The 23,074-nt window shown below is 32.8% G+C and carries 19 protein-coding genes; 11 read left to right on the top strand and 8 right to left on the bottom strand.

Annotated elements, in window-relative coordinates:
* The 4 genes from B4E95_RS02465 to B4E95_RS02450 form a co-directional block, all read right to left on the bottom strand.
* A partial coding sequence (locus B4E95_RS02465) for an SUMF1/EgtB/PvdO family nonheme iron enzyme (protein ID WP_291089688.1) occupies positions 1 to 1,146 on the bottom strand: 1,146 nt, incomplete at its 3' end.
* Positions 1,147 to 1,254: 108 nt separating this feature from the next.
* A complete protein-coding gene (locus B4E95_RS02460) occupies positions 1,255 to 2,406 on the bottom strand; it encodes an arginase family protein (protein ID WP_221856107.1) in 1,152 nt (383 codons plus the stop codon).
* Positions 2,406 to 4,925 (bottom strand): type I DNA topoisomerase, encoded by a 2,520-nt coding sequence (topA, locus tag B4E95_RS02455; protein ID WP_291089684.1) that lies wholly within the window; start codon positions 4,923 to 4,925, stop codon positions 2,406 to 2,408. Before topA ends, B4E95_RS02460 begins: the two co-directional genes overlap by 1 nt.
* Positions 4,926 to 5,010: 85 nt before the next feature.
* Complete coding sequence (locus tag B4E95_RS02450; RefSeq protein WP_291089681.1) at positions 5,011 to 5,805, bottom strand: hypothetical protein; 795 nt, start codon at positions 5,803 to 5,805, stop codon at positions 5,011 to 5,013.
* Positions 5,806 to 5,928: 123 nt separating this feature from the next.
* Between B4E95_RS02450 and miaB the strand changes: the two genes are divergently transcribed.
* The 9 genes from miaB to groL all read left to right on the top strand — a co-directional run bounded on the left by miaB (position 5,929) and on the right by groL (position 15,927).
* Positions 5,929 to 7,374 (top strand): tRNA (N6-isopentenyl adenosine(37)-C2)-methylthiotransferase MiaB, encoded by a 1,446-nt coding sequence (gene miaB / locus B4E95_RS02445; protein WP_291089678.1) that lies wholly within the window; start codon positions 5,929 to 5,931, stop codon positions 7,372 to 7,374.
* Positions 7,375 to 7,592: 218 nt separating this feature from the next.
* Complete coding sequence (locus tag B4E95_RS02440; protein ID WP_125349624.1) at positions 7,593 to 8,864, top strand: sigma-54 interaction domain-containing protein; 1,272 nt, start codon at positions 7,593 to 7,595, stop codon at positions 8,862 to 8,864.
* A gap of 1 nt (position 8,865) precedes the next feature.
* Positions 8,866 to 9,375, top strand: coding sequence for an LptE family protein (locus B4E95_RS02435; protein WP_115001709.1), 510 nt, complete (start codon positions 8,866 to 8,868; stop codon positions 9,373 to 9,375).
* A gap of 23 nt (positions 9,376 to 9,398) precedes the next feature.
* Entirely contained in the window at positions 9,399 to 10,619 is a 1,221-nt protein-coding gene (locus B4E95_RS02430; protein ID WP_291089676.1) for a tetratricopeptide repeat protein, read from the top strand.
* Positions 10,620 to 10,623: 4 nt separating this feature from the next.
* Positions 10,624 to 10,944, top strand: a complete 321-nt coding sequence (gene secG / locus B4E95_RS02425; RefSeq protein ID WP_291089674.1) for a preprotein translocase subunit SecG — start codon at positions 10,624 to 10,626, stop codon at positions 10,942 to 10,944.
* A gap of 224 nt (positions 10,945 to 11,168) precedes the next feature.
* Entirely contained in the window at positions 11,169 to 11,507 is a 339-nt protein-coding gene (locus B4E95_RS02420; protein WP_221856119.1) for a hypothetical protein, read from the top strand.
* Positions 11,508 to 11,512: 5 nt separating this feature from the next.
* Positions 11,513 to 13,759, top strand: a complete 2,247-nt coding sequence (locus B4E95_RS02415; RefSeq protein WP_291089671.1) for a reprolysin-like metallopeptidase — start codon at positions 11,513 to 11,515, stop codon at positions 13,757 to 13,759.
* Positions 13,760 to 13,914: 155 nt separating this feature from the next.
* On the top strand, positions 13,915 to 14,193 hold the full coding sequence (locus B4E95_RS02410) for a co-chaperone GroES (protein ID WP_019975019.1): 279 nt from the start codon (positions 13,915 to 13,917) through the stop codon (positions 14,191 to 14,193).
* A gap of 108 nt (positions 14,194 to 14,301) precedes the next feature.
* Positions 14,302 to 15,927 carry a chaperonin GroEL gene (gene groL, locus B4E95_RS02405; RefSeq protein WP_115001715.1) on the top strand — a complete coding sequence of 542 codons (1,626 nt, stop codon included), beginning with the start codon at positions 14,302 to 14,304 and terminating at the stop codon, positions 15,925 to 15,927.
* Between the two features lie 82 nt (positions 15,928 to 16,009).
* On the opposite strand, the gene leuB is transcribed toward groL, so the two are convergent.
* Genes leuB through B4E95_RS02385 form a run of 4 tightly spaced genes read right to left on the bottom strand, consistent with a single transcriptional unit; the run spans position 16,010 to position 20,293 of the window.
* Positions 16,010 to 17,134 (bottom strand): 3-isopropylmalate dehydrogenase, encoded by a 1,125-nt coding sequence (gene leuB / locus B4E95_RS02400; protein WP_291089668.1) that lies wholly within the window; start codon positions 17,132 to 17,134, stop codon positions 16,010 to 16,012.
* Positions 17,121 to 17,723: a 3-isopropylmalate dehydratase small subunit gene (gene leuD, locus B4E95_RS02395; protein WP_291064070.1), complete on the bottom strand. Its 603-nt coding sequence runs from the start codon at positions 17,721 to 17,723 to the stop codon at positions 17,121 to 17,123. Before leuD ends, leuB begins: the two co-directional genes overlap by 14 nt.
* A 12-nt stretch (positions 17,724 to 17,735) precedes the next feature.
* Positions 17,736 to 19,121 carry a 3-isopropylmalate dehydratase large subunit gene (leuC, locus tag B4E95_RS02390; protein ID WP_291089665.1) on the bottom strand — a complete coding sequence of 462 codons (1,386 nt, stop codon included), beginning with the start codon at positions 19,119 to 19,121 and terminating at the stop codon, positions 17,736 to 17,738.
* On the bottom strand, positions 19,118 to 20,293 hold the full coding sequence (locus B4E95_RS02385; RefSeq protein WP_221855341.1) for a 2-isopropylmalate synthase: 1,176 nt from the start codon (positions 20,291 to 20,293) through the stop codon (positions 19,118 to 19,120). The genes leuC and B4E95_RS02385 overlap by 4 nt, the downstream gene beginning before the upstream one ends.
* Positions 20,294 to 20,441: 148 nt before the next feature.
* Here B4E95_RS02385 and B4E95_RS02380 point away from each other — a divergent pair, with 148 nt between their 5' ends.
* Both B4E95_RS02380 and B4E95_RS02375 read left to right on the top strand, forming a co-directional pair.
* On the top strand, positions 20,442 to 21,923 hold the full coding sequence (locus B4E95_RS02380) for a hypothetical protein (protein WP_291089662.1): 1,482 nt from the start codon (positions 20,442 to 20,444) through the stop codon (positions 21,921 to 21,923).
* A 209-nt stretch (positions 21,924 to 22,132) separates the two neighbouring features.
* On the top strand, positions 22,133 to 23,074 hold a 942-nt coding region (locus B4E95_RS02375; protein WP_291089658.1), incomplete at its 3' end, for a malate:quinone oxidoreductase.

Raw genomic sequence — 23,074 nt, 5'->3', positions numbered from 1 at the left:
TGTTTTTACAGGAGCTGTATACATATAACCTGTTTTCTTACCATCGTTGATTTCTAAATAATCTCCACGTTTTGGTTTGAAATTCGCTAAATAACAACCTCTATCGTCAGTTAAGTAAGGACCTCCCCAAGGGTAAGGTGCATTTTCTAAACCACCTTTTGCAGCATATTCCCACTCAATTTCTGTTGGTAAACGGTAGCTAATTACTTTTACTTGACTTCCTCTTTTCTTTTTATTATTCAATGCTGTGTTATGATATCTTGTGCGGAAATCACAAAAAGCTGTTGCTTGATTCCAGTTAACACCTACAACAGGGTAATTTGCATAAGCTTTGTGCCAAAAATAATCTTGGTGCATTGGATCATTATAAGAATAGTTGAAATCTCTTACCCAAACTGTTGTATCAGGATAAATATTTAAACTAAATTCTTTACGAAAATCTACACGGAAAGTACCACGTTTTTTTGCTGCAGCAGTTTGATCAACTGTCACATAAGAATAGTTTAATTTGCGCGTATCAATACGTCTTTCTCCATTCATACGCTCTTCTGGTGGATAATATAATCCTTCCATAACCTCAGCATAATCTACATCTGGATATTTGTATTTATCCCACTCCAAGCGCTGTTTCCAATTTAATTTCTTTGCATCTAAAGATTGACCATCACGACCTGTATTACTATTTTTTAAATATTCGTCATATGGCGTTCCTTCTCCATCTGCAGATCCCGAAACGTAAGCATAAGCTCCAATTCCATCGTTCTCAGTTGAAGGATTCATTGGATCAAAACCTAAAGTTTCTGCCTTGTTAGCCAAAGCAGTACGAGCGATAGAATCTTTTACGTAGTTTACAAAAATTTGATACTCAGAGTTTGTAATCTCTGTATCATCCATAAAGAAACCTGTAACAGTAACCGTTTTTACTGGAGCATCATTTGTTTTTGTAAAATCGTAATCGGTCTGTCCTAAAACAAACGATCCACTCGGAATCGGAACCATTCCCTTTGGACGAACTGGCGTCCAAGCCGAAGATGTTTTCGAAACTATTTGTCCATCATTTCTATCACTACTCCCTCTGTTTTTCAACATTTTACATGATGATAAAGAAAGAGATAGCAACAATGCACTTACCAAAATTCTATTCATTCTGTTATAGATTTATTTTTATACAGGTTTTATACTTTTAGTTCTCAATTAATAAGGCTACAAATTAAGGCAATTTATTAATTGATTTTTAAAATTGTTCTTTATTTTTTAATAAAATTTTTTGAAATATTTCCACCACCTATTTGGTATATCACCATTAAGGGCTTGTTCGTAATCTTTTTCTGAACACGGAATAATTTCAAATTTTCGCTCTCCATCAACAGTGTTATCAACTTCTATCCACAATTGATTGGTTAATACATTTCGGTAAAAAATATAATTGTATCCTTCTGTAGGAACAAAAATTTTTTCAAAATATTGTGTATCGTCAAAACTTTTTATCTCTGGACGGTGATTTTTTCCATCAATAAAATACCAAATCATCTGCGAAATTAATAGATGATCTAATTTTTTATAATTTTCGATATAATCACAAACGTAAAGTGAAGTCAATTTATTGCTGAAACCTAAATATCTTGTCAACGCACAAATTTCGCGCGAAGTAAATCCATTTGGCGTCATATTTTTTGAAGAAGAGAAATCCGAACCTTGTAAACTCGATAAATTAAGCAAAGCCGCATTTACATCTCTCGAATAAGGTTCTATTTCTTTTACATTTTCAGAAATCACACCCAAACGAATAGCATCAAAATTTAACTGATCTAACAAATCTAATTTTTCTTGCGCCACGAAATATGTTTGAAAACCAATATTTGTGTAATCCAATAAATTGAAAGGCTCATTAGAAATAATTTTTGTTAAATAATTATTCTCCGTTGTTTGCGCTTCATCTTTTCCTAATCGTAATTTATGATCGATTGTTAAGTAGTAAACTTTATCAACAATTTCATCATACGCACGATATTGTTGATAACCTAAACTTGGATTTCCACCCAAAATAACAACAACGTATCCATCACGAATTAATCCGTTTGTAACTTCTCTAAAAACTTTTTCGGTTTCGGATTTATCATCATAAAAAACAACATCACCAAAATCGTACAAATCGATCGACCAATTTCCCATTTGCATTTCGTACAATTGTGTACGAACAAGGCTAAAATCTACATCTTCGATCAAATCTTTTTGTTTCGAACGAGATTCTGTCACACCAATAATCGCGATTTTATCGTTCGATTTTTCATCGATTTCGATCACATCTTCGCGAAATTTTATAGCTTGTCCTAACGCAAAAGAATTACAAGATTTAGCAAAATCTTGTAATTCTTCAGAAACGGGTTTTAAAAAGTCGTTATACATTACTTTTTAGTCGTTGTTTTTTTAGTTGTCGTTTTCTTCGCAGTTGTCTTTTTTGCTGGCGCTTTCTTTTTAGGTTTTGCTGCTTCTATTAATTTTTTAACCTCAGCCAAAGTCAACGCTTCTGGATTCGTCTCTTTCGATAGCTCAACTTTTACTTTTCCTTGAATCAAATTATAACGTCCCCAACGTGCTTTCTCCAAACGAATTTCCTGTTCTGCCCATTCGCGTACCACACGTTCAGATTCTTTACGTTTTTTATCTTCAATCAATTCGATAATATCAGCTTGAGATAAATGATCGAAATCGTATTTTTTTGGAACATTAATAAACCATTCATTCCATTTGATAAATGGTCCAAAACGTCCTTTTCCTTTTGTTACATCATACCCTTCGTATTGTGCAATCGGTGCATCAGCTTTTAATTTTTCTTCAATTAATTCTACTGCACGATCAAATGATAAATCCATTGGATCTTCCTCTTTCGGAATCGAAATATATTTATCATCAAATTTCACATAAGGCCCAAAACGTCCAATATTCACTTCTACTTCGTGCGCTTTATACTCACCCAAAGTTTTTGGTAATTCGAACAATTTCATTGCCTCTTCTAAGGTAATATTATGAATAGATTGATGCTTTTGAAGACTTGCAAAACGAGGTTTTTCTTCATCTTCTGCTTCACCAATCTGAATCATTGGTCCAAAACGTCCAATACGTGCATGCACTTTTTTACCCGAAACAGGGTCAATTCCCAATTCGCGTTCTCCAGTTGCACGATCTGCATTTTCTTGAACATCTTCTACAACATGATGAAATTTCGTATAAAATTCATCAATCATTTTTGTCCAATTCAATTTACCTTCTGCAATATCATCAAAACTATTTTCAACACGTGCCGTAAAATCGTAATCCATCACATTCGTAAAATAATCAACCAAGAAATCATTTACCACGATTCCGATATCAGTTGGCATTAATTTGCGACGATCAGCTCCAAAAATTTCTTTTTGTTGAACTTTTTTGATTTGATTATCGATTAACGTTAAGGTATTATATTTTCGTTCTTGACCATCCAATTCACCAACTTCCACATAACCTCTATTTTGGATTGTAGAAATCGTTGGTGCATAAGTTGACGGACGACCAATTCCTAATTCTTCTAATTTTTTCACCAAAGATGCCTCTGTATAACGAGCCGCAGGACGAGAAAAACGTTCAGTACCGTTTATTTCATCTGCTTTCAATTGCTCATTAACTTTTACATTTGGCAATAATACTTTATCGTCATCTGCATCTTCTTCGTCAAACGATTCTTGATATACTTTTAAGAAACCATCAAACACAATTATTTCTCCTTTCGCTTGGAAAATAAAGTTGTTTTTGTTGTTATCAATATCAATAATAGTTCTCTCCAGTTCTGCATTTGCCATTTGAGAAGCAACTGTACGTTTCCAAATTAATTCGTACAATTTTCGCATTGAATCGTCTGCATTAATCGAATGATTTTCGAAATGTGTTGGACGAATCGCCTCGTGCGCTTCTTGTGCAGATGAATTTTTATTTTTGTATTTTCTTATCTCAACATATTTGTTTCCGTAAGCAGATTCTATCTCAGCTTTTACCGCTGTTAAAGCTTCATCAGACAAATTTACACTATCTGTTCTCATATATGTGATATGTCCAGATTCGTATAATTGTTGTGCGACACGCATCGTTCTTGAAACTGAAAAACCTAATTTACGAGATGCCTCTTGTTGCAAAGTTGATGTTGTAAATGGTGCTGAAGGTGTACGTTTTGCTGGTTTCTTTTGTAAATCATTTACTTTAAAATCTGCTCCAACACATGTTTCTAAGAAATCTTCGGCTTCTTTTAACGTAGAAAATTCTTTTGTTAAAACTGCTTTTAATGTTCTTCCATCATTTGTTTCGAAAATTGCAATGAATTTATATGATGAAACTGGAACAAAATTTTGAATTTCTTTTTCACGTTCGACAATTAATCGAACAGAAACTGATTGAACACGTCCTGCAGATAAACCTGGTTTTATTTTTTTCCATAAAATTGGCGACATTTCGAAACCAACTAATCTGTCCAAAACACGACGAGCTTGTTGTGCATCAACCAAATTCTCATCAATTTGACGTGGATTTTCTACCGCACGTTGAATCGCTTTTTTTGTAATTTCATTAAAAACAATACGCTTTGTATCTTTCTTTTCTAATCCAAGAACGTGATACAAATGCCAAGAAATTGCTTCTCCTTCGCGGTCCTCATCGGATGCTAACCAAATTGTTTGGGCTTTCGAAGACAATTTTTTCAGTTTACTTACAACCTCCTTTTTATCAGGTGTTACTTCGTATATTGGCTTATAATGATTCTCGATTTCGATTCCCATTCCTTTCTTTGGTAAATCGACCACGTGACCAAAACTTGATTCCACGATAAAATCATCACCTAAAAAACCTTGAATGGTTTTAGCTTTTGCTGGGGACTCAACAATAACGAGATTTTTAGACATATTGTTTTCTTAAAAAATTTCTGCAAAATTAATAACAAAAAAATGAAGCAGCCAAAAATGATTTTCAACTGCTTCATAATTTTGTCTATTTCATGTAAGGATTATCCTTGTAAATATCTGTTCCGATTTGGTCTATTTCTGATTGTTCTTCATCTTCTGTTCCTATAACTGTTTCATATAAAACATATGTTGCAATATAGATTAGAGGCATTGCTACTAATAATCCAACTCCACAAGCAAGTGCTCCTAAAATTGCGACTCCAAAACAAGCCAAACAAAAAACAAATGCTGATCCGAAGTTTTTAAATAAAATACTTACACTTGATTTTATAGCTTCCGTTGTTGTAAAACCTGTAAACAAAACAAACGGAATTGCTAATATTGATGTAACATAGAAAATGAACCCAGGTACAATACATAATAAAATACCTATGAATCCTAAAAATTGAACAGCTAAATATGTTGTAAAAATAACCCCAAATTTTCCATCTTTATAATGAATAAACAAATCTGAAAAGTCTGGATTTTGATGTTTATTAAATTTTTTAGCCATTGTCAAAATACTTACTGTAATTGGTGCTAAAGCTGCTGCAACTACAATACTAACAATATTACTCACCAACGCTAAAGGAGATGATACTTCTGCAAGCACTTCATTTAAATCAGATGAATCATTGATAACCATAGTTGGTGCTGAAATGAATAATCCTAAGAAGAAATTAATCATGAAACTAATTGCGAATGTTATTACAATTGCAAGAATTGCATATAATGCGATTCCCGAAAAAATTTCCCATGATTTTGAAAAAATATCTCCAACGTTTATATTAACTCCCCGTTGCTTAATTTCTTCTATTCTTTGTCTAATTCTATCATCCATAGTTTTATATTTTTTTTAGATTTCCTCAAATCTACAAAATGTTAATAAAATGCAAAAGAAAATTTTACTGCCAATATGTCACATAGATTTATTATTTTTGCACGATAAAATATCCATTTTAGAATGCATACAGAAGAAAAACATATAGATGAAGCAAGACAAGGAGAGGCTTTGATGACTGCTCCTACTCGTAATGCAACAAAGAAATTATTCTTAGAAAGTTACGGATGTCAAATGAATTTCTCGGATAGTGAAATTGTTGCATCTATTCTAAATAACGAAGGTTATCAAACCACTCAAAAAGTTGACGAAGCAGATTTAATTCTTTTAAACACTTGTTCTATTCGTGAAAAAGCGGAACAAACAGTTCGTAAACGTTTAGGAACATTAAACGGGATCAAAAAACAAAATCCAAGTCTTAAAATTGGTGTTTTGGGTTGTATGGCGGAACGTTTGAAACATAAATTTCTTGAAGAAGAACATTTAGTTGATATCGTTGTTGGACCTGATGCTTACCGCGATTTACCAAACTTAATCAACGATGTAGAAGATGGTCGTGATGCGGTAAATGTACAATTATCAAAAGAAGAAACTTACGCAGAAATTTCTCCTGTTCGTTTAGGAGGAAATGGCGTTACAGCTTTCGTTACGATTACTCGTGGTTGTGATAACATGTGTACGTTCTGTGTTGTACCTTTTACACGTGGTCGTGAGCGTTCTCGTGATCCGCACTCAATTTTGAATGAGTGTAAAGAATTAGCAGAATCTGGTTATAAAGAAATTACACTTTTAGGTCAAAATGTCGATTCATATTTATGGTATGGTGGAGGACCAAAAAAAGATTTCAAAAATGCAACTGATATTCAGAAAGCGACTGCTGTAGATTTTGCTCAATTATTAGACATGGTTGCTACGCAGTTTCCTAACATTCGTTTACGTTTTTCAACTTCTAATCCACAAGATATGGAAGAAGGCGTATTGCAAATGATGGCGAAACACAAAAACATTTGTAAATACATTCACTTACCTGTTCAATCGGGCTCTACGACTGTCTTAGCACGTATGAATCGTCAACATACTCGTGAAGAATATTTCGAATTAATTGATAAAATTCGTCGTATCGTTCCAGATTGTGCTTTATCGCACGATATGATTGCAGGTTTCTGTGGCGAAACAGAAGAAGAACATCAAGATACATTATCATTAATGGAATATGTGAAATATGATTTCGGTTATATGTTCGCTTATTCTGAGCGACCAGGAACACCAGCCCACAAAAAAATGCCTGATGACGTTTTACCAGAAGATAAAAAGCGTCGTTTACAAGAAATCATCGAAATGCAACAAAAACATTCTGCAGAGCGTATGAATAGTTATGTTGGAAAGACGCATGAAGTTTTGATTGAAGGAAACTCTAAACGTGACGAAAATTTCTGGTACGGACGTAATACACAAAACGCGGTTTTAGTTTTCCCTAAAATAGAAGGAACTAAAATAGGAGATTTTGTAAACGTAAAAGCAAATAGCTGTACAACGGCTACTTTGATTGGTGAAATGATAGAAGGATAAACAATCAATCCGTCAATTGTATACTAAAAATAAAATTCGTCAATTCGAGTGATTTTTATAAATGAAATGATTAAAAATCGTATTGAGAATAGAATTTTAATAGTTTAAAACCTTATTTTCGATACAAACTCTAAAAAATTTTACTCGAAATGACGGTTTTAATAAGACAATAATTGAAATTTGATAGATCATTTTTCAAAAACCTAAAAAATAAAAAAATGGATTCTTTACAAACTATCAAACAACGTTTTGGAATCATTGGAAATAATATAGCCTTGAATCGTGCTTTAGAAAAGGCGATTCAGGTTGCACCTACCGACATTTCTGTTCTTGTTATCGGAGAAAGTGGTGTTGGTAAAGAATTTATTCCGAAAATCATTCACAATCAATCGGCGCGCAAACACAACAATTATATTGCAGTGAACTGTGGTGCGATTCCAGAAGGAACAATAGATTCTGAATTATTTGGACACGAAAAAGGAGCTTTTACAGGTGCAACACAAACACGTAAAGGTTATTTTGAAGTAGCAGATGGTGGAACAATTTTCTTAGACGAAGTTGGTGAATTGCCTTTAGCTACACAAGTGCGTTTGTTGCGTATTTTAGAGTCGGGTGAATTTATGAAAGTTGGCTCTTCGGAACTTCAAAAAACAAATGTTCGTGTTGTTGCAGCAACCAATGTAAAACTGAAAGAAGCGGTAGAAAAAGGTAAATTTCGAGAAGATTTATATTATCGATTAAATACAGTTCAAATTGATATTCCAGCTTTGCGCGAGCGAAAAGAAGATATTAATTTATTGTTCAGAAAATTTGCTTCAGATTTTGCAAATAAATACAGAATGCCTCATATCGAGCTTTCTCCAGAAGCCCAAAATTATATTGCGAATTATCCTTGGCCGGGAAATGTGCGTCAATTGAGAAATTTTGCTGAACAAGTTTCTGTTGTTGAAAAAGACCGCGTGATTTCGTTAGAAAAAATCATGGAATTATTACCCAATAATTCAACAATGTTAACGGTTACAAACAAATCAAAAGATGGAAGTTCTTCTGATTTTATGGAACGAGAATTATTGTTCAAGGTTTTATTGGACATGAAAAAAGATTTGAACGATTTACGTGCTTTAACATTAGATTTGATCAAACACAAAGATGTTGAAGATTTTAATGGCAACACGCAAGAATTGATTCAGCGCGTTTATCAAGATCAAAACGAACCAGAAGAAGATTTTGTGCCAAGTCAATATAATTTGGTTCCAACGAAATCTGCTCCAATTACACCAAATTATCAACAATCGCAATACGATTATTCGAACGATGTATATGATGTAAGTCCAATCGAAGAACCAGAATCGCTTTCATTACAGGATAACGAAAAGGAAATGATAAAATTGGCGTTAGAAAAACACAAAGGAAAACGTAAAATGGCGGCTGACGAATTGGGAATTTCTGAGCGAACATTGTACCGAAAAATCAAACAATATCATTTGTAATATGAACAAAATAAAACTATTCATCCTTAGTATTTTTGCTATTTTTAGTTTAACAGGATGTATAAAATATTCACTTTCGGGAGCTGCAATTCAACCAGATTGGAACACAATTTATGTGGCAACTTTCCCGAATTACGCACCTCAACAAAATCCTACTTTAAGTCAAGATTTAACGATTGCCATTCAAGATATTTTTAGAAGTAGAACGAAGTTGAAGTTAAACTCAAACGAAAATTCTGACTTAATTATCGAAGGTGAAATTACGGGATACGACGTTGTTCCAGAAGCAATTCAATCGAATGATATTGCAGCAAAAAACCGTTTGACAATTTATGTAAAAGTTCGATATATCAACAATAAAGACGAATCAAAAAGTTATGACAGAACATTTTCTGCTTTCCAATTATATGACGGAAATGCTATGTTAAGCGCTGTAGAATCGTCAATTGTTCCATTAATTATTGATGATATTCGCGACCAAGTTTTTGCGTCTATTGCGATGGATTGGTAAAAAAATAACCTTATATTTGAGCAATGACCAGAATTGAATATTTAGTAGCACATCCGTACGAAGTCGAGAAATCGGACATTCCACTTCTTAAAAAAGAAGTAGAAAAATATCCGTATTTCTACACATTGCGTGCATTGTTACTTTATGGTTTGAAAAAGGAAAATCATCCTTCTTTTGAGGATTATTTGAACAAAACGTCAATTCACAGCAGCAATCGTGTCGATTTGTATCATTACATCAATTCGGAACCAATTCAGAAAGAAATTCAAACAAAAACTGAAACTATTTCTCCTGAAATGGAAGAAGAAAAAGTGGAAGAATTAGCTGAAAACAAAATTATTTCTGAACCTATTTTAGAAAATTCTACTTCTGAAATCATCGAAAACAATAACGAAACAGTTGAAGTTTTTGATGAAATCATTGAAGAAAAGGAAGAAGAATCTAATCAAGAAATTGAGGTTGTTTCTGACATAAATTCTGATGAAATTAATGAAGATATTGTGGACGAAATGATCGAAAATAATACAGAAGAATCGGAATTGAGAACAGATCATGTGGTTGACATTATTTCGGATGAAGAATTGAACGAAGTTGCTGAAATCACGAATAAAGTTGTGGTAGAAAATTATTCGAAAGAAGAAAATTTAACTTCTGAAAATGATATCGAAAATGCTGTTCAACAAACTTCTGGAATTGAAATTATTGAATCTGAACCTCAGCAAGTAATTGAAACAATAGTAACAATAGAAGATAATCAGGAAGAAGAAATTATAGAAGGATTGTCTGAAAATGCTGAAGTAATTGAAGAATCTGAACCTGAAACGATTGAAGAAAAAGTAGAGATTATTGAAAATAATTTGGATGAATCGACGTTTTCTTTTTCAGATTGGTTGAAAAAAGTTCCTTCTCAATCAAAAACACAACAAGAGATTGAAGAAGAGCAAGAAATTGCAGAAAGAGAAATAAAATATAAGTTGATTGATGACTTTTTGGAAAAAAATCCGAAAATCGTTCCGATGAAAAAAACGGATATTACACCAGTCAGCACACCTTCAAATTTCGTTCAGAATACGGAAGAATATTCGGATTTGATGACCGAAACTTTGGCTCAGATTTATACTGAGCAAAAAAAATATGATAAGGCAATTAAAGCTTATAAGATATTAATTTTGAAATATCCAGAAAAAAATAGTTTATTTGCAAATCGAATTAAAGAAATTGAAAATTTAAAAAACTCTAAATAATAAAATGGGACTATTTCAGTTTTTCATGATTATTATCATGATTTTATGTGTATTATTAGTACTAATCGTATTATCTCAAAACCCTAAAGGAGGAGGATTATCTTCTACTTTTGGAGGTGGCGGAGGAAGCCAAATGTTTGGAGTTCAAAGAACGAATAAATTCTTAGACAACACAACTTGGGGATTATTTATCGCTGTAATCGTATTGATTATTGGAGCAAGTGCTTCGCATGAAAATCCAAATGCGATAAAACCAATTAAGCCAAATGTTACGGCACCGGCTAATAATTTACCAACGCAACCTGCTGCAAACGGAGCAAGTTAAAATCAATTACCAGCTCAACCACAACCAGCGAAGTAATTTTGATAAGAAAATAAATTAAAAAACGCGAATCATCAAATGATTCGCGTTTTTTAATGCCTTATATTGAATATTTATTCATAATTTAGTCCTAAACACTGAATATGAAACACTATTACTTCTTTATACTATTAATATCTTTATTTTTTATCGGATGCGGCCAACGAAAAGTTTTAAAAACTATTTTTATGAATGAATTAAATATTTTTAGAACTGGATTTGATGGAAAAGGATGTAAAAATGAAGTAAAAGTTTTTACAAATATGAAAGATTTTGATGAATTTCAAAAGTCATTAATTATTCCGGGACAACGAAACGCTCCATTAGAAATAATTGACTTCTCAAATAAAAATATTGCAGTTATTTGTAAAGAAGATATTGATCGTTACGAAATCTCTGAATTAACTAGTTCTTCTAAAAAAAACATTTTAAGACTACATCAATATAAAGATGAAGCTGATAGATCCATCAACTTATTTTTTATAGAAATACCTAAAGAAATTAATTATTTAACACTAGAATATTGAAATTTATGAAAACAAAATTTATTATCTTATCTCTTCTGATGGGAGGAAGTTCGGTTTTTGCGCAAAGTAATCATTGGCAAGAATTGAAAAATAAAAATTTTCAACCTACTAATTTAGTTGAAAGATCTACTGTTCCTAAAGAATTTACATTATTTAAATTAGATGTTACAAGTTTACTTAATGACTTAAATTCTATTGCCAACAAAGGGAATAATAATGCTCAGTTAGTAAACATTCCGAATGAAAGTGGTGAAATAACAAAATATCTTGTTGAAGAAGCATCTATTATGGCGCCTAAATTACAAGAGAAATATAACACGATTAAATCTTATGTAGGGAAATCTGTTGATGGAAAAGCTACAATCCGTTTTAGTTATTCTCCTTATCACGGTTTTAGTGCAATGATACAGAAAGGTCACGATATTTCTTATATTGATGCTTATACAGAAGATTTGTCAACTTACATTTCATATAGTAGAAAAAATGTTGATGATAATATTAATTTTTCTTGTCATACAGATGATGTATATCAACAGAAATTAATCAATCAAATCACAAATGATATACCTACGAATAAAACTGCTATTGATGGTAAAATGAGAAAATACCGTTTAGCTTTAGCGACAACTATAGAGTACTCTAGATACCATGTAAATAGAGCAGGATTATCATCTGGTACCAATGAAGAAAAACTAGCAGCTGTTATTTCAGCTATAAATGTAGCTATGACTCGTGTAAATGGTGTTTATGAAAAAGAGTTTGGTGTAACAATGGAACTAGTGGAAAATAATGATAAAATTATTTTTATTACAACAGATGAATACACCAACAATAATGGAAGTGCTATGCTAAAAGAAAATCAAATTGTTTTAGACAGAGAAATAGGTGTAGATAATTATGATATTGGCCATGTTTTTTCTACTGGTGGTGGTGGAGTAGCTTACTTACAAAGTCCTTGTAGTACAATTAAAGCAGGAGGTGTAACTGGATTAGGAGCACCTATAAATGATCCTTTCTATATCGATTATGTAGCTCATGAAATGGGACACCAATTTGGAGCACCACATACTTTTAACAATTCTTGTAGTGGAAATCGCTCAGGCGCTACAGCAGTTGAACCTGGTAGTGGAAGTACCATTATGGCTTATGCTGGTATTTGTCCTCCTAATGTACAAAATAATAGTGACCCTTATTTTTCTACTGTAAGTGTTAATAATATATATAATTTTATTACTTCTACAAATGGAAGTTGTTCAGTAAATACTGATTCAGGAAACAATGAACCTGTCATTGTTCTAGATAAATTGTCATATAACATTCCTCACTCAACCGCTTTTGTTTTGGAAGCAACAGCTAGTGATCCTGATGGAGACGTAATAACATACAACTGGGAACAAACAGATACACAAATAGCTACGCAACCTCCTGTATCTACTAATAAAAATGGACCAACATTTCGATCTCTTAATCCAACTACAGTAGGATACAGATACTTCCCTAATTTACAATCAATTGTTGATGGTAAATTAACTTTAGAGACAAATCCAGCTCCTATGAACTGGGAAGTTATTCCAAGCGTTGCTCGTACGCTAAAATTCTCTCTTTTAGTTAGAGATAACAATCCTAAAGGAGGTCAAACTGATCGTAAAAATGTTGTACTTGTTACAAAAGATTTCGGTCCATTCAAAGTTACTTCGCAAGCGACAACTGATTATTGGACTCAAAATTATCCAGCATCAATTACTTGGGATGTTGCAGGAACTGATTCAAACGGTATTGACACACAAAATGTAAAAATTTTATTATCGGTTGATGGAGGAAAAACATTTGATTATGTTTTAGCTGAATCAGTTCCAAATAATGGAAAATATGATTTCACAGTTCCAACGAATGTTACACTAACAAAAGAAGCGCGCATTATGATTAAAGCAATTGATAATGTTTTCTTAGCTGTAAATGCCGCAAATTTTGAAATTTCTGATAAATTAGCAACTTCTGAGATCAATTCGAAAGATTTAGGTACGATTTCTCCAAATCCTTCAAATGGAATAATCAATTTAGATTTTACAAAATCATTTACAACAGGTAAAATTACGGTGACAGATTTAGCAGGAAGAACAGTTTACTCAAACAAATTGAATTCTTCGAAATCTCAACAAGTTAATTTATCTAGTTTATCAAATGGTGTTTACATTGTTTCGATTGAAGCAGGTAACGAACAATTCACGAAAAAAGTGATTATCAAAAAATAATTATTCATAAAAATCACTTTAAATGCCAAGTTGTCATACAACTTGGCATTTTTGTTTTAAGGAGTGAAATTAACTTATCCATAATGGCAGAAATTGTGTGTTGGCACGTTTTTCGTTTATTTAAAACCATCAATTATTAAAATAAAAATACAAATATGTCACAATTAAACATTAAACCATTAGCAGATCGAGTGGTTATTGAGCCTGCTCCTGCAGAAACTAAAACAGCTTCAGGAATTATTATCCCAGATTCAGCAAAAGAGAAACCTCAAGAAGGAATTGTAGTTGCAGTTGGTAATGGTAAAAAAGATGAACCAATGACAGTTGCAGTTGGTGACAAAGTACTTTACGGTAAATATTCAGGAACTGAATTAAAATTAGAAGGTAAAGATTACTTAATCATGCGTGAAGCTGATATTTTGGCAATCATCTAAATTTAGTTGTAATTAGTAAAATGTATTAAGTACAAAGTAACTTATTTTTTAATTTTTAATCATATTCGACTTAAGACTTAAGACTTAAGACAACAAAACTTATAAAAAATGGCAAAAGATATTAAATTCGATATTGAATCAAGAGACGCTTTAAAAAGAGGTGTTGATGCATTAGCAAATGCAGTTAAAGTAACATTAGGACCAAAAGGTCGTAACGTAGTTTTAGAAAAATCTTTCGGTGCTCCACATGTAACAAAAGACGGAGTTTCTGTAGCAAAAGAAATCGAATTGGAAGATCCAATCGAAAACTTAGGTGCACAAATGGTGAAAGAAGTTGCTTCTAAAACAAACGACGTTGCAGGTGATGGTACTACAACTGCTACAGTTTTAGCTCAAGCTATCGTTCGCGAAGGTTTGAAAAACGTTGCTGCAGGTGCAAACCCAATGGACTTAAAACGTGGTATTGACAAAGCTGTTGCTGGAATTGTTGCTAACTTAAGAGAGCAATCTCAAGAAGTTGGTGATTCATCAGAAAAAATTAAACAAGTTGCATCTATCTCTGCAAATAACGATGATACTATTGGATCATTAATCGCAGAAGCTTTTTCTAAAGTTGGAAAAGAAGGAGTAATTACTGTTGAAGAAGCAAAAGGAACAGAAACTTACGTTGACGTTGTAGAGGGAATGCAATTCGATCGTGGATATCAATCTCCTTACTTCGTTACAAACGCAGATAAAATGATTGCTGAATTAGAGAATCCTTACATCTTATTATGTGAGAAAAAAATCTCTAACTTACAAGAAATCTTACCTTTATTAGAGCCAGTTGCTCAATCAGGACGTCCATTCTTAATTATTTCTGAAGAAGTTGAAGGTCAAGCTTTAGCTACTTTAGTAGTGAACCGTTTAAGAGGTTCTTTAAAAATTGCTGCTGTTAAAGCACCAGGATTTGGAGATCGTAGAAAAGCGATGTTACAAGATATCGCAATCTTAACAGGAGGTACAGTTATTTCTGAAGAGCAAGGAATTACGTTAGAAACTGCTACTTTAGAAATGTTAGGTACTGCTGAAAGAGTAGTTATTGACAAAGACAATACAACTATTGTTAATGGTGCTGGTGATGCAGAGCAAATCAAATCTCGTGTTAACCAAATTAAAGCGCAAGTAGAAACAACTACTTCTGACTATGACCGTGAAAAATTACAAGAGCGTTTAGCTAAATTAGCTGGAGGTGTTGCTGTATTATACGTTGGTGCTGCTTCAGAGGTTGAAATGAAAGAAATTAAAGACCGTGTTGATGATGCTTTACACGCAACTCGTGCTGCTGTAGAAGAAGGTATCGTTGCTGGTGGTGGTGTTGCTTTTGTCAGAGCTTTATCTAACTTAACAATTGATACTACAAATGCTGACGAAGCTACAGGTGTTAAAATTGTAACACGTGCAGTGGAAGAACCTTTACGCCAAATTGTTCATAACGCTGGTGGAGAAGGTTCTGTAGTTGTTGCAAAAGTAAAAGAAGGAAATGGTGATTTCGGATACAATGCGAAAACTGACGAATATGTAAACATGATCGAGGCTGGAGTTATTGATCCAACTAAAGTCGCTCGTGTTGCATTAGAAAACGCTGCTTCTGTTGCAGGTATGTTAATTACGACTGAAGCTGTTGTTACAGAAATTAAAAAAGATGAGCCTGCTATGCCACCAATGGGTGGAGGAATGCCAGGAATGATGTAATCATCAACTCATAAAAATATACAATAGAAAAAGCCATTCAGAACTCTGAATGGCTTTTTCATTAAGTCATAAATAATAAAAACTATATAATCGTCGATTTCCCCATCAATACATTTTCAAAATTAAAATATGAATGATGATCATGATCGCTCAATAATATCTTCGCAATATAATTTACCACAACAGACGTCGAATAATCGCTCGTTTCATCTAAATCTGAAGTTACAATCAAATTATTAATCGCATTTTCCACCGCATTTTCTATTGCTTTTGCCCCTTCTTCTAATCCCAAATAACGCAACATCATTGCGGCACTCAAAATAGAAGCCATAGGATTTGCAATTCCTTTACCTTTTGCCTGTGGATACGAACCATGAATAGGCTCGAACAATGCATTTTCTGTACCAATAGAAGCCGAAGGCAACAACCCTATACTTCCACCAATTACACTTCCTTCGTCCGAAATAATATCACCAAACATATTCTCTGTCAAAATCACATCAAATTGTTTTGGATTGATAATTAATTGCATCGCTGCATTATCAACAAACAAGAAATCTAATTCAACTTCTGGATATTCTTGACTAATATCCATCGCAACTTTTCGCCATAAACGAGAGGTATCCAACACATTTGCCTTGTCTACCAACGTTACTTTTTTGCGACGCTTCATTGCTTCCTGAAAAGCTAAATGTGTAATTTGCTCAATGTCTTTTCTGTTGTACGAACACGTATCATACGCATGAGAACCATCTTGCGCTGTAAATTTTTCTCCGAAATAAATTCCATTAATCAATTCACGAAAAATAACCATATCTGTTCCTTCGATGTGCGAACGTTTCAATGGACTTTTCCCCAACAAAGATTCGTAAGCCTTGATTGGACGGATATTTGCAAATAAACCAAGTTCCTTTCTCAGCTTTAACAAACCTTGTTCGGGACGAACTTTAGCGTTCGGATTATAGTCATATTTTGGATCACCAATAGAACCAAACAAAACCGCATCTGCATCTTTACATAATTGCAATGTCGCATCAGGCAAAGGATTTCCCGTTTCGTCAATCGCAATTGCACCAATCAAAGCTTCCTCAAATTCGAAATTATATTTAAAAATTTGTTTAACGACTTTCAGAACTTTTATTGTTTCCGAAACGACTTCTGGTCCTATTCCATCGCCAGAAAGTACTGCAATTTTATGCGTTTTCATGTTGTAAAGATTTTTGGTTTTGTTCGTAAGTTTCTATTTTATCTTTTTGACTGATTAAAAAATCAATGTCATCATATCCGTTTAATAAACAGATTTTTTTATAAGAATCAACATCAAAGTTGATGGTTTGATCTTGAATTTTTAAGGTTTGATTTTCTAAATTAACTTCAAATTCAGTTGAAGAATTTTGATCGATGATTTCAAAGATTTGATTTAAAATTTCATCTGAAACAACGATTGGTAAAATTCCGTTATTCAATGCGTTTCCTTTAAAGATATCTGCAAAATAACTACTAATCACTACATCAAACCCATAATCTTTAATTGCCCAAGCGGCGTGTTCTCGGCTACTTCCACAACCAAAATTTTTACCTGCAACTAATATTTTTCCAGCATATTTTGAATCATTCAGCGGGAAATTTTCAATTGATTGATTATCTTGATTAAATCGCCAATCTCTGAATAAATTATCTCCAAAACCTTCTCTACTAATCGCTTTCAAAAAACGAGCTGGAATAATTTGATCGGTATCTATATTTTCTATTTTAATCGGAACAGCCGATGATTTTAGTTGATTGATTGAATCCATTTTGAGTAAATTTTAATTGATATCAAAAATTTTTCCGTGAATTGCAGCAGCAGCAGCAATCAAAGGACTTGCTAATAATGTACGAGAATTTGGACCTTGACGACCTTCAAAATTTCTATTCGAAGTCGAAACACAATATTTTCCTTCCGGAACTTTATCGTCATTCATCGCCAAACAAGCCGAACAACCTGGTTCGCGCAATCTGAACCCAGAAGCTTCAAAAATTTTATCCAAACCTTCTTCTATCGCTTGCTTTTCTACTTGTTTCGATCCTGGAACAATCCACGCTGTTACATTTTCATTGCGCTGTTTTCCTTTCACATAATTTGCCACTTCACGCAAATCTTCGATTCTTGCATTGGTACAACTTCCGATAAACACATAATCAATTGGATGATTGATGATTGATTGATTATCTTGGAATCCCATATATTTCAACGCTTTTTCAAACGATTCTTTTTCATTATCGCTTAACGAATCTTTAGAAGGAATACTGTCTTTCACCGAAATTCCCATTCCTGGATTCGTACCAAACGTAATCATTGGATAAATATCCGCAGCGTCAAATTCTATTTCTTCATCAAAAATTGCATCAGCATCACTTGGTAAAGTTTTCCAATATGCTACTTTTTGCTCCCAATCTTCTCCTTTCGGTGCAAATGGTTTATCTTTTAAATAAGCAAAAGTTGTTTCATCTGGTGCAATCATTCCGCCACGAGCGCCCATTTCTATCGACATATTACAAACTGTCATTCGACCTTCCATCGACATATTCTCGAAAACATCTCCTGCATATTCACAGAAAAAACCTGTTCCTGCATTTGTTCCAACTTTAGAAATGATATACAAAATCACATCTTTTGGTTGAACATTTGGATTCAGTTTTCCATTAACTGTAATTCGCATCGATTTTGGTTTATTCATCAACAAACATTGACTAGCAAAAACCTGTGCAACTTGACTTGTTCCAATTCCGAAAGCAATTGCTCCAAAAGCTCCATGCGTAGATGTGTGACTATCGCCACAAACCATGCTCATTCCTGGTTGCGTAACACCCAATTCTGGCGCAATAATGTGAACAATTCCTTGATACGGATGACCTAAACCATAAAAAGTAATATTATTTTTTTCGCAATTAATCGCTAATTGCTCTAATTGTTGTTTTGATAATGGATCTCGAACTGGCTTATCTTGATTAATCGTTGGTACATTGTGATCCGCAGTTGCAACAATTTGATTTGGTCGAAAAATTGGAATATTTCTCGCTTCTAATTCTGCAAAAGCTTGTGGACTTGTTACTTCGTGAATTAAATGTTTATCAATATAAATCACTTGTGGTCCATTTTCTACTTGGCTGACAACATGGGCATCCCACACTTTATCGAATAATGTTCTCATGCGAATTTTCTCTGTGATGTTTGATTAAACTGATGCATTAATCCAAGTAAATCTTCACGAACAACTTCTTTCTTCAAATCTGCAATTTCTAAAAATTGTTCATATAAAATATCTAATTCATTTTTAGATGTATCGAAACCGATATCTTTTAGACGATAAGCTAACGCCGAACGCCCGCTACGAGCTGTCAAAATAATAGAGGATTCATTAACTCCAACATCTGCTGGATTGATAATTTCGTATGTTTCACGGTTTTTAATCACACCATCTTGATGAATTCCAGAACTGTGCGCAAAAGCATTCGATCCTACAATTGCTTTGTTTGGTTGAACCATCATTCCCATTGTTTCAGAAGTTAATTGACTTAATTCTGTTAACATTTGAGCATTGATATCTGTATAAAAATTCAATTCTTTGTGTTGTCTAAAAATCATCACGATTTCTTCCAAGGCCGTATTACCAGCACGCTCACCAATTCCATTAATTGTACATTCTATTTGGCGTGCTCCATTTATAGCTCCTGCAACTGCATTCGCTGTCGCTAAACCTAAATCGTTATGATTGTGGCAAGAAATAATCACATTATCAATTCCTTGAACATGATCTTTTAAATATTTAATTTTATTTCCATACTCAAAAGGCAAACAATAACCCGTTGTGTCTGGAATATTAAGAACCGTCGCACCAGCTTTTATCACTTCTTCACAAACTTGAGCAAGAAAAGCATTATCCGTTCTTCCTGCATCTTCAGCATAAAACTCAACATCATCTACAAATGTTTTTGCATATGCAACCGCTTCAACTGCACGTTCGATAATCGCTTCACGATTCGAATTAAATTTGTGAATAATATGAGAATCCGAAGTTCCAATTCCGGTATGAATTCTTGGTTTTACGGCATATTGTAAAGCTTTAGCTGCAGATTCTATATCTTTTTTGTTTGCACGAGTTAAACCACAAACTGTGGCATTTTTCACTAATTTTGAAATTGCATTTACGGCTTCGAAATCTCCAGGACTTGAAATTGGAAAACCAGCCTCGATAATATCAACGCCTAATTCGTCCAATCGAGCCGCAATTTCTAACTTCTGTTTTTTGTTTAACTTACACCCCGGCACTTGCTCTCCATCTCTCAGTGTCGTATCAAAAATTTGAATCTTCTCAGCACTCATTGCAATTAGTTTTGTTTGTTATTGTGATGTAAAATTAAAATTGTACTAACTTTAAATTTTCAAATTGAAAAGTGTTTTACAATTCTTAAAGCTAAAATATTTATTATAATTATTTTATTTTCAACACACTAAACATATTTTAATTACAATGTCAAATCATAACAAAGACGCACTATTTAGTTTAATAAAGTCGCTTAATCGTTCCGAAAAACGTCAATTTAAACTTTATGTAAATCGTTTGCAAATTAATGCAGATGCAAAATTTTTGTTATTATTTGAAGAGTTGGATAAGTTGGAAGAATATGATGAAACGTCAATTTTGAAGAAAAAAATTACCACGAAACAACAATTATCAAATCTAAAAGCGCATTTGTACAAACAAATTTTGTTTAGCTTGAGAATGAATCCTTCGCAACAGAATTCGCGTATGCAAATACGTGAACAATTTGATTTTGCTACAATTTTATACCAAAAAGGCTTGCACAAGCAAAGTCTAAAAATGTTGGACAAAGCCAAAACTCAAGCCTTAGATTTTGACGAAAAAGCTATTGCTTATGATATTTTAGAGCTCGAAAAAATTATCGAATCGCAATTTATTACGCGAAGTATTTCTGGTCGTGCAGATCAGTTGATTGAACAATCGGAGGAATTGAGTTTACAGAATTTACAAGCAAGTAAATTGTCTAATTTATCGCTAAAATTGTATAGTATTTTGCTCGAAAATGGATACGCAAAAGATGATGATGAAATTCAAAAAATTCAGAATTTCTTTGATTCGAAAACAAAAAATATCGATTTTAAGAAATTAAAATTCAAAGAGAAATTGTGGTTTTATAAAGCAAATGTTTGGTTGTCGATGTTAACGCAAAACCTTCATTCTGCCTATGAATTTTCGAAAAAATGGGTTGAGTTATTTTACGAGAAAAAAGAACGAATTCTTAGTCATCCTGTTTGGTTTATCAAAGGAAATTCATATTTATTGAAGATTTTATATCTGAAAAAAAAATCGGAAGAATTCAAATTTTGGTTTGATAAATTAGAATCTGTTTATGAGATTTTACCTCAAAATGATAATGTGGAAGCGCTTTGGTTTATCAATAAATTTAATAGTAAACTGAATTATTTTTTCATTAATCCGAAAGAAAATATTAGTCCATTTTTGATTAAAGATATTTTGCGCGAAATAAAATTGCATCAACATAAAATCGATAATCATCATATTTTAGTGCTTTATTTAAAGATTGCTGCGTATTATTTTCTGAATAAAGATTGGGATAATTCCTTTGATTATTGTCAAAAAATTATCAATAGTGAATCTACAATTCAAGAAGATTTACATTTTTATACCCTGGTTTTGATTATGATGAATTTATATGATTCTGGCAACGATCAAGAATTGGATATGTATTCGTACAAAACGCATCAATTCTGCAAAAAGATGAAAAATAGTAACATTATTACACGAAAAATTAGTTTATTTTTTATTGAGTTGAATGATTTGTATCCACATGAAAAAGTTAAAGCTTTCAGAGAATTAGATGATTTCTTGAAAGATTCGGACAATCAAAATCTATTGCGAAGAAATACCAATTACATCAATCTTAGACGTTGGATGGAAGATAAAATTTAAATTTCATGAATTCAAATTAATAATTTCTCTCTATTTATCAAGTAAAGACATCTAATAATCTTGAAGTTGAATAATTTTCTATAAAATAAAATCTATTCAAATTATCTCAAAACAATAATTTATGTAAAAAATCATTGTTTTTTCTGCGTATTATTTCGCAAAAAAGGCTATTTATTAATACCTTTGCAACGTAAATATATTTTTGAGAAATGGAAAAACAACCTCAAGAGGTAGTGTTAGTTGGTGCTGGTATCATGAGTGCTACTTTAAGCATACTTCTTAAAAAAATTAATCCGGCTATTAAGATTTCTGTTTTCGAAAAATTAGATAAGATTGGATTTGAAAGTTCTGATGCTTTTAATAATGCAGGTACTGGTCACTCTGCTTTTTGTGAATTGAATTATACGCCAATGGACAAAAATGGAGTGGTTTATATTGATAAAGCAATTAATATTGCAAAACAATTTGAAACTTCGAAAGAGTTTTGGTCTTACTTAGTCGAAAATAATTACGTTTCTTCTCCAGAAAAATTCTTACGTCCTACTCCACATATGTCTTTTGTTTGGGGCGATGACGATGTAAATTTCTTGAAAAAACGTTACGAAAAATTATCTCAACATCCTTTATTTAAGGATATGGAATATTCGGATGATGTTTCTAAAATCAAAGAATGGGCTCCATTAATTGTTGATGGTAGAAAAGGTAACGAAAAAGTTGCGGCAACGCATATGAACTTGGGAACTGATGTAAATTTTGGTGAATTAACGCGTCAAATTTTCAAAGGTTTACAAGACAAAAAAGAAATTACATTAGAAACTGAACACGAAGTAAAAGACTTAACTCGTCTTAGCAACGGAAAATGGGCAGTAAAAGTAAAAGATTTAAAATCTGGAAATAACAAAGCACTTAATGCTGATTTCGTATTTATTGGTGCAGGTGGAGGAGCAATTTTATTGTTGCAAAAATCTGGAATTCCTGAATCGAAAAAATTTGGAGGTTTCCCAGTTGGTGGACAATGGTTAATTTGTCAAAACGAAGAAGTTATCAAAAAACATCATGCTAAAGTATATGGAAAAGCAAAAATTGGTGCACCACCAATGTCTGTTCCTCACTTAGATACACGTGTTATTGATGGAAAACAATCTTTATTA

The sequence above is a fragment of the Empedobacter sp. UBA7494 genome, from assembly GCF_002478465.1.
Lineage (GTDB): Bacteria > Bacteroidota > Bacteroidia > Flavobacteriales > Weeksellaceae > Empedobacter > Empedobacter falsenii_B.
This window is presented reverse-complemented; position numbering and strand designations above follow the sequence as displayed.

Bases quoted from the DNA above. Each gene is read 5' to 3' on its own strand.
- B4E95_RS02460 (WP_221856107.1), bottom strand. From the start codon at position 2,406: ATGTATAACGACTTTTTAAAACCCGTTTCTGAAGAATTACAAGATTTT.
- topA (WP_291089684.1), bottom strand. From the start codon at position 4,925: ATGTCTAAAAATCTCGTTATTGTTGAGTCCCCAGCAAAAGCTAAAACC.
- B4E95_RS02450 (WP_291089681.1), bottom strand. From the start codon at position 5,805: ATGGATGATAGAATTAGACAAAGAATAGAAGAAATTAAGCAACGGGGA.
- miaB (WP_291089678.1), top strand. From the start codon at position 5,929: ATGCATACAGAAGAAAAACATATAGATGAAGCAAGACAAGGAGAGGCT.
- B4E95_RS02440 (WP_125349624.1), top strand. From the start codon at position 7,593: ATGGATTCTTTACAAACTATCAAACAACGTTTTGGAATCATTGGAAAT.
- B4E95_RS02435 (WP_115001709.1), top strand. From the start codon at position 8,866: ATGAACAAAATAAAACTATTCATCCTTAGTATTTTTGCTATTTTTAGT.
- B4E95_RS02430 (WP_291089676.1), top strand. From the start codon at position 9,399: ATGACCAGAATTGAATATTTAGTAGCACATCCGTACGAAGTCGAGAAA.
- secG (WP_291089674.1), top strand. From the start codon at position 10,624: ATGGGACTATTTCAGTTTTTCATGATTATTATCATGATTTTATGTGTA.
- B4E95_RS02420 (WP_221856119.1), top strand. From the start codon at position 11,169: ATGAATGAATTAAATATTTTTAGAACTGGATTTGATGGAAAAGGATGT.
- B4E95_RS02415 (WP_291089671.1), top strand. From the start codon at position 11,513: ATGAAAACAAAATTTATTATCTTATCTCTTCTGATGGGAGGAAGTTCG.
- B4E95_RS02410 (WP_019975019.1), top strand. From the start codon at position 13,915: ATGTCACAATTAAACATTAAACCATTAGCAGATCGAGTGGTTATTGAG.
- groL (WP_115001715.1), top strand. From the start codon at position 14,302: ATGGCAAAAGATATTAAATTCGATATTGAATCAAGAGACGCTTTAAAA.
- leuB (WP_291089668.1), bottom strand. From the start codon at position 17,134: ATGAAAACGCATAAAATTGCAGTACTTTCTGGCGATGGAATAGGACCA.
- leuD (WP_291064070.1), bottom strand. From the start codon at position 17,723: ATGGATTCAATCAATCAACTAAAATCATCGGCTGTTCCGATTAAAATA.
- leuC (WP_291089665.1), bottom strand. From the start codon at position 19,121: ATGAGAACATTATTCGATAAAGTGTGGGATGCCCATGTTGTCAGCCAA.
- B4E95_RS02385 (WP_221855341.1), bottom strand. From the start codon at position 20,293: ATGAGTGCTGAGAAGATTCAAATTTTTGATACGACACTGAGAGATGGA.
- B4E95_RS02380 (WP_291089662.1), top strand. From the start codon at position 20,442: ATGTCAAATCATAACAAAGACGCACTATTTAGTTTAATAAAGTCGCTT.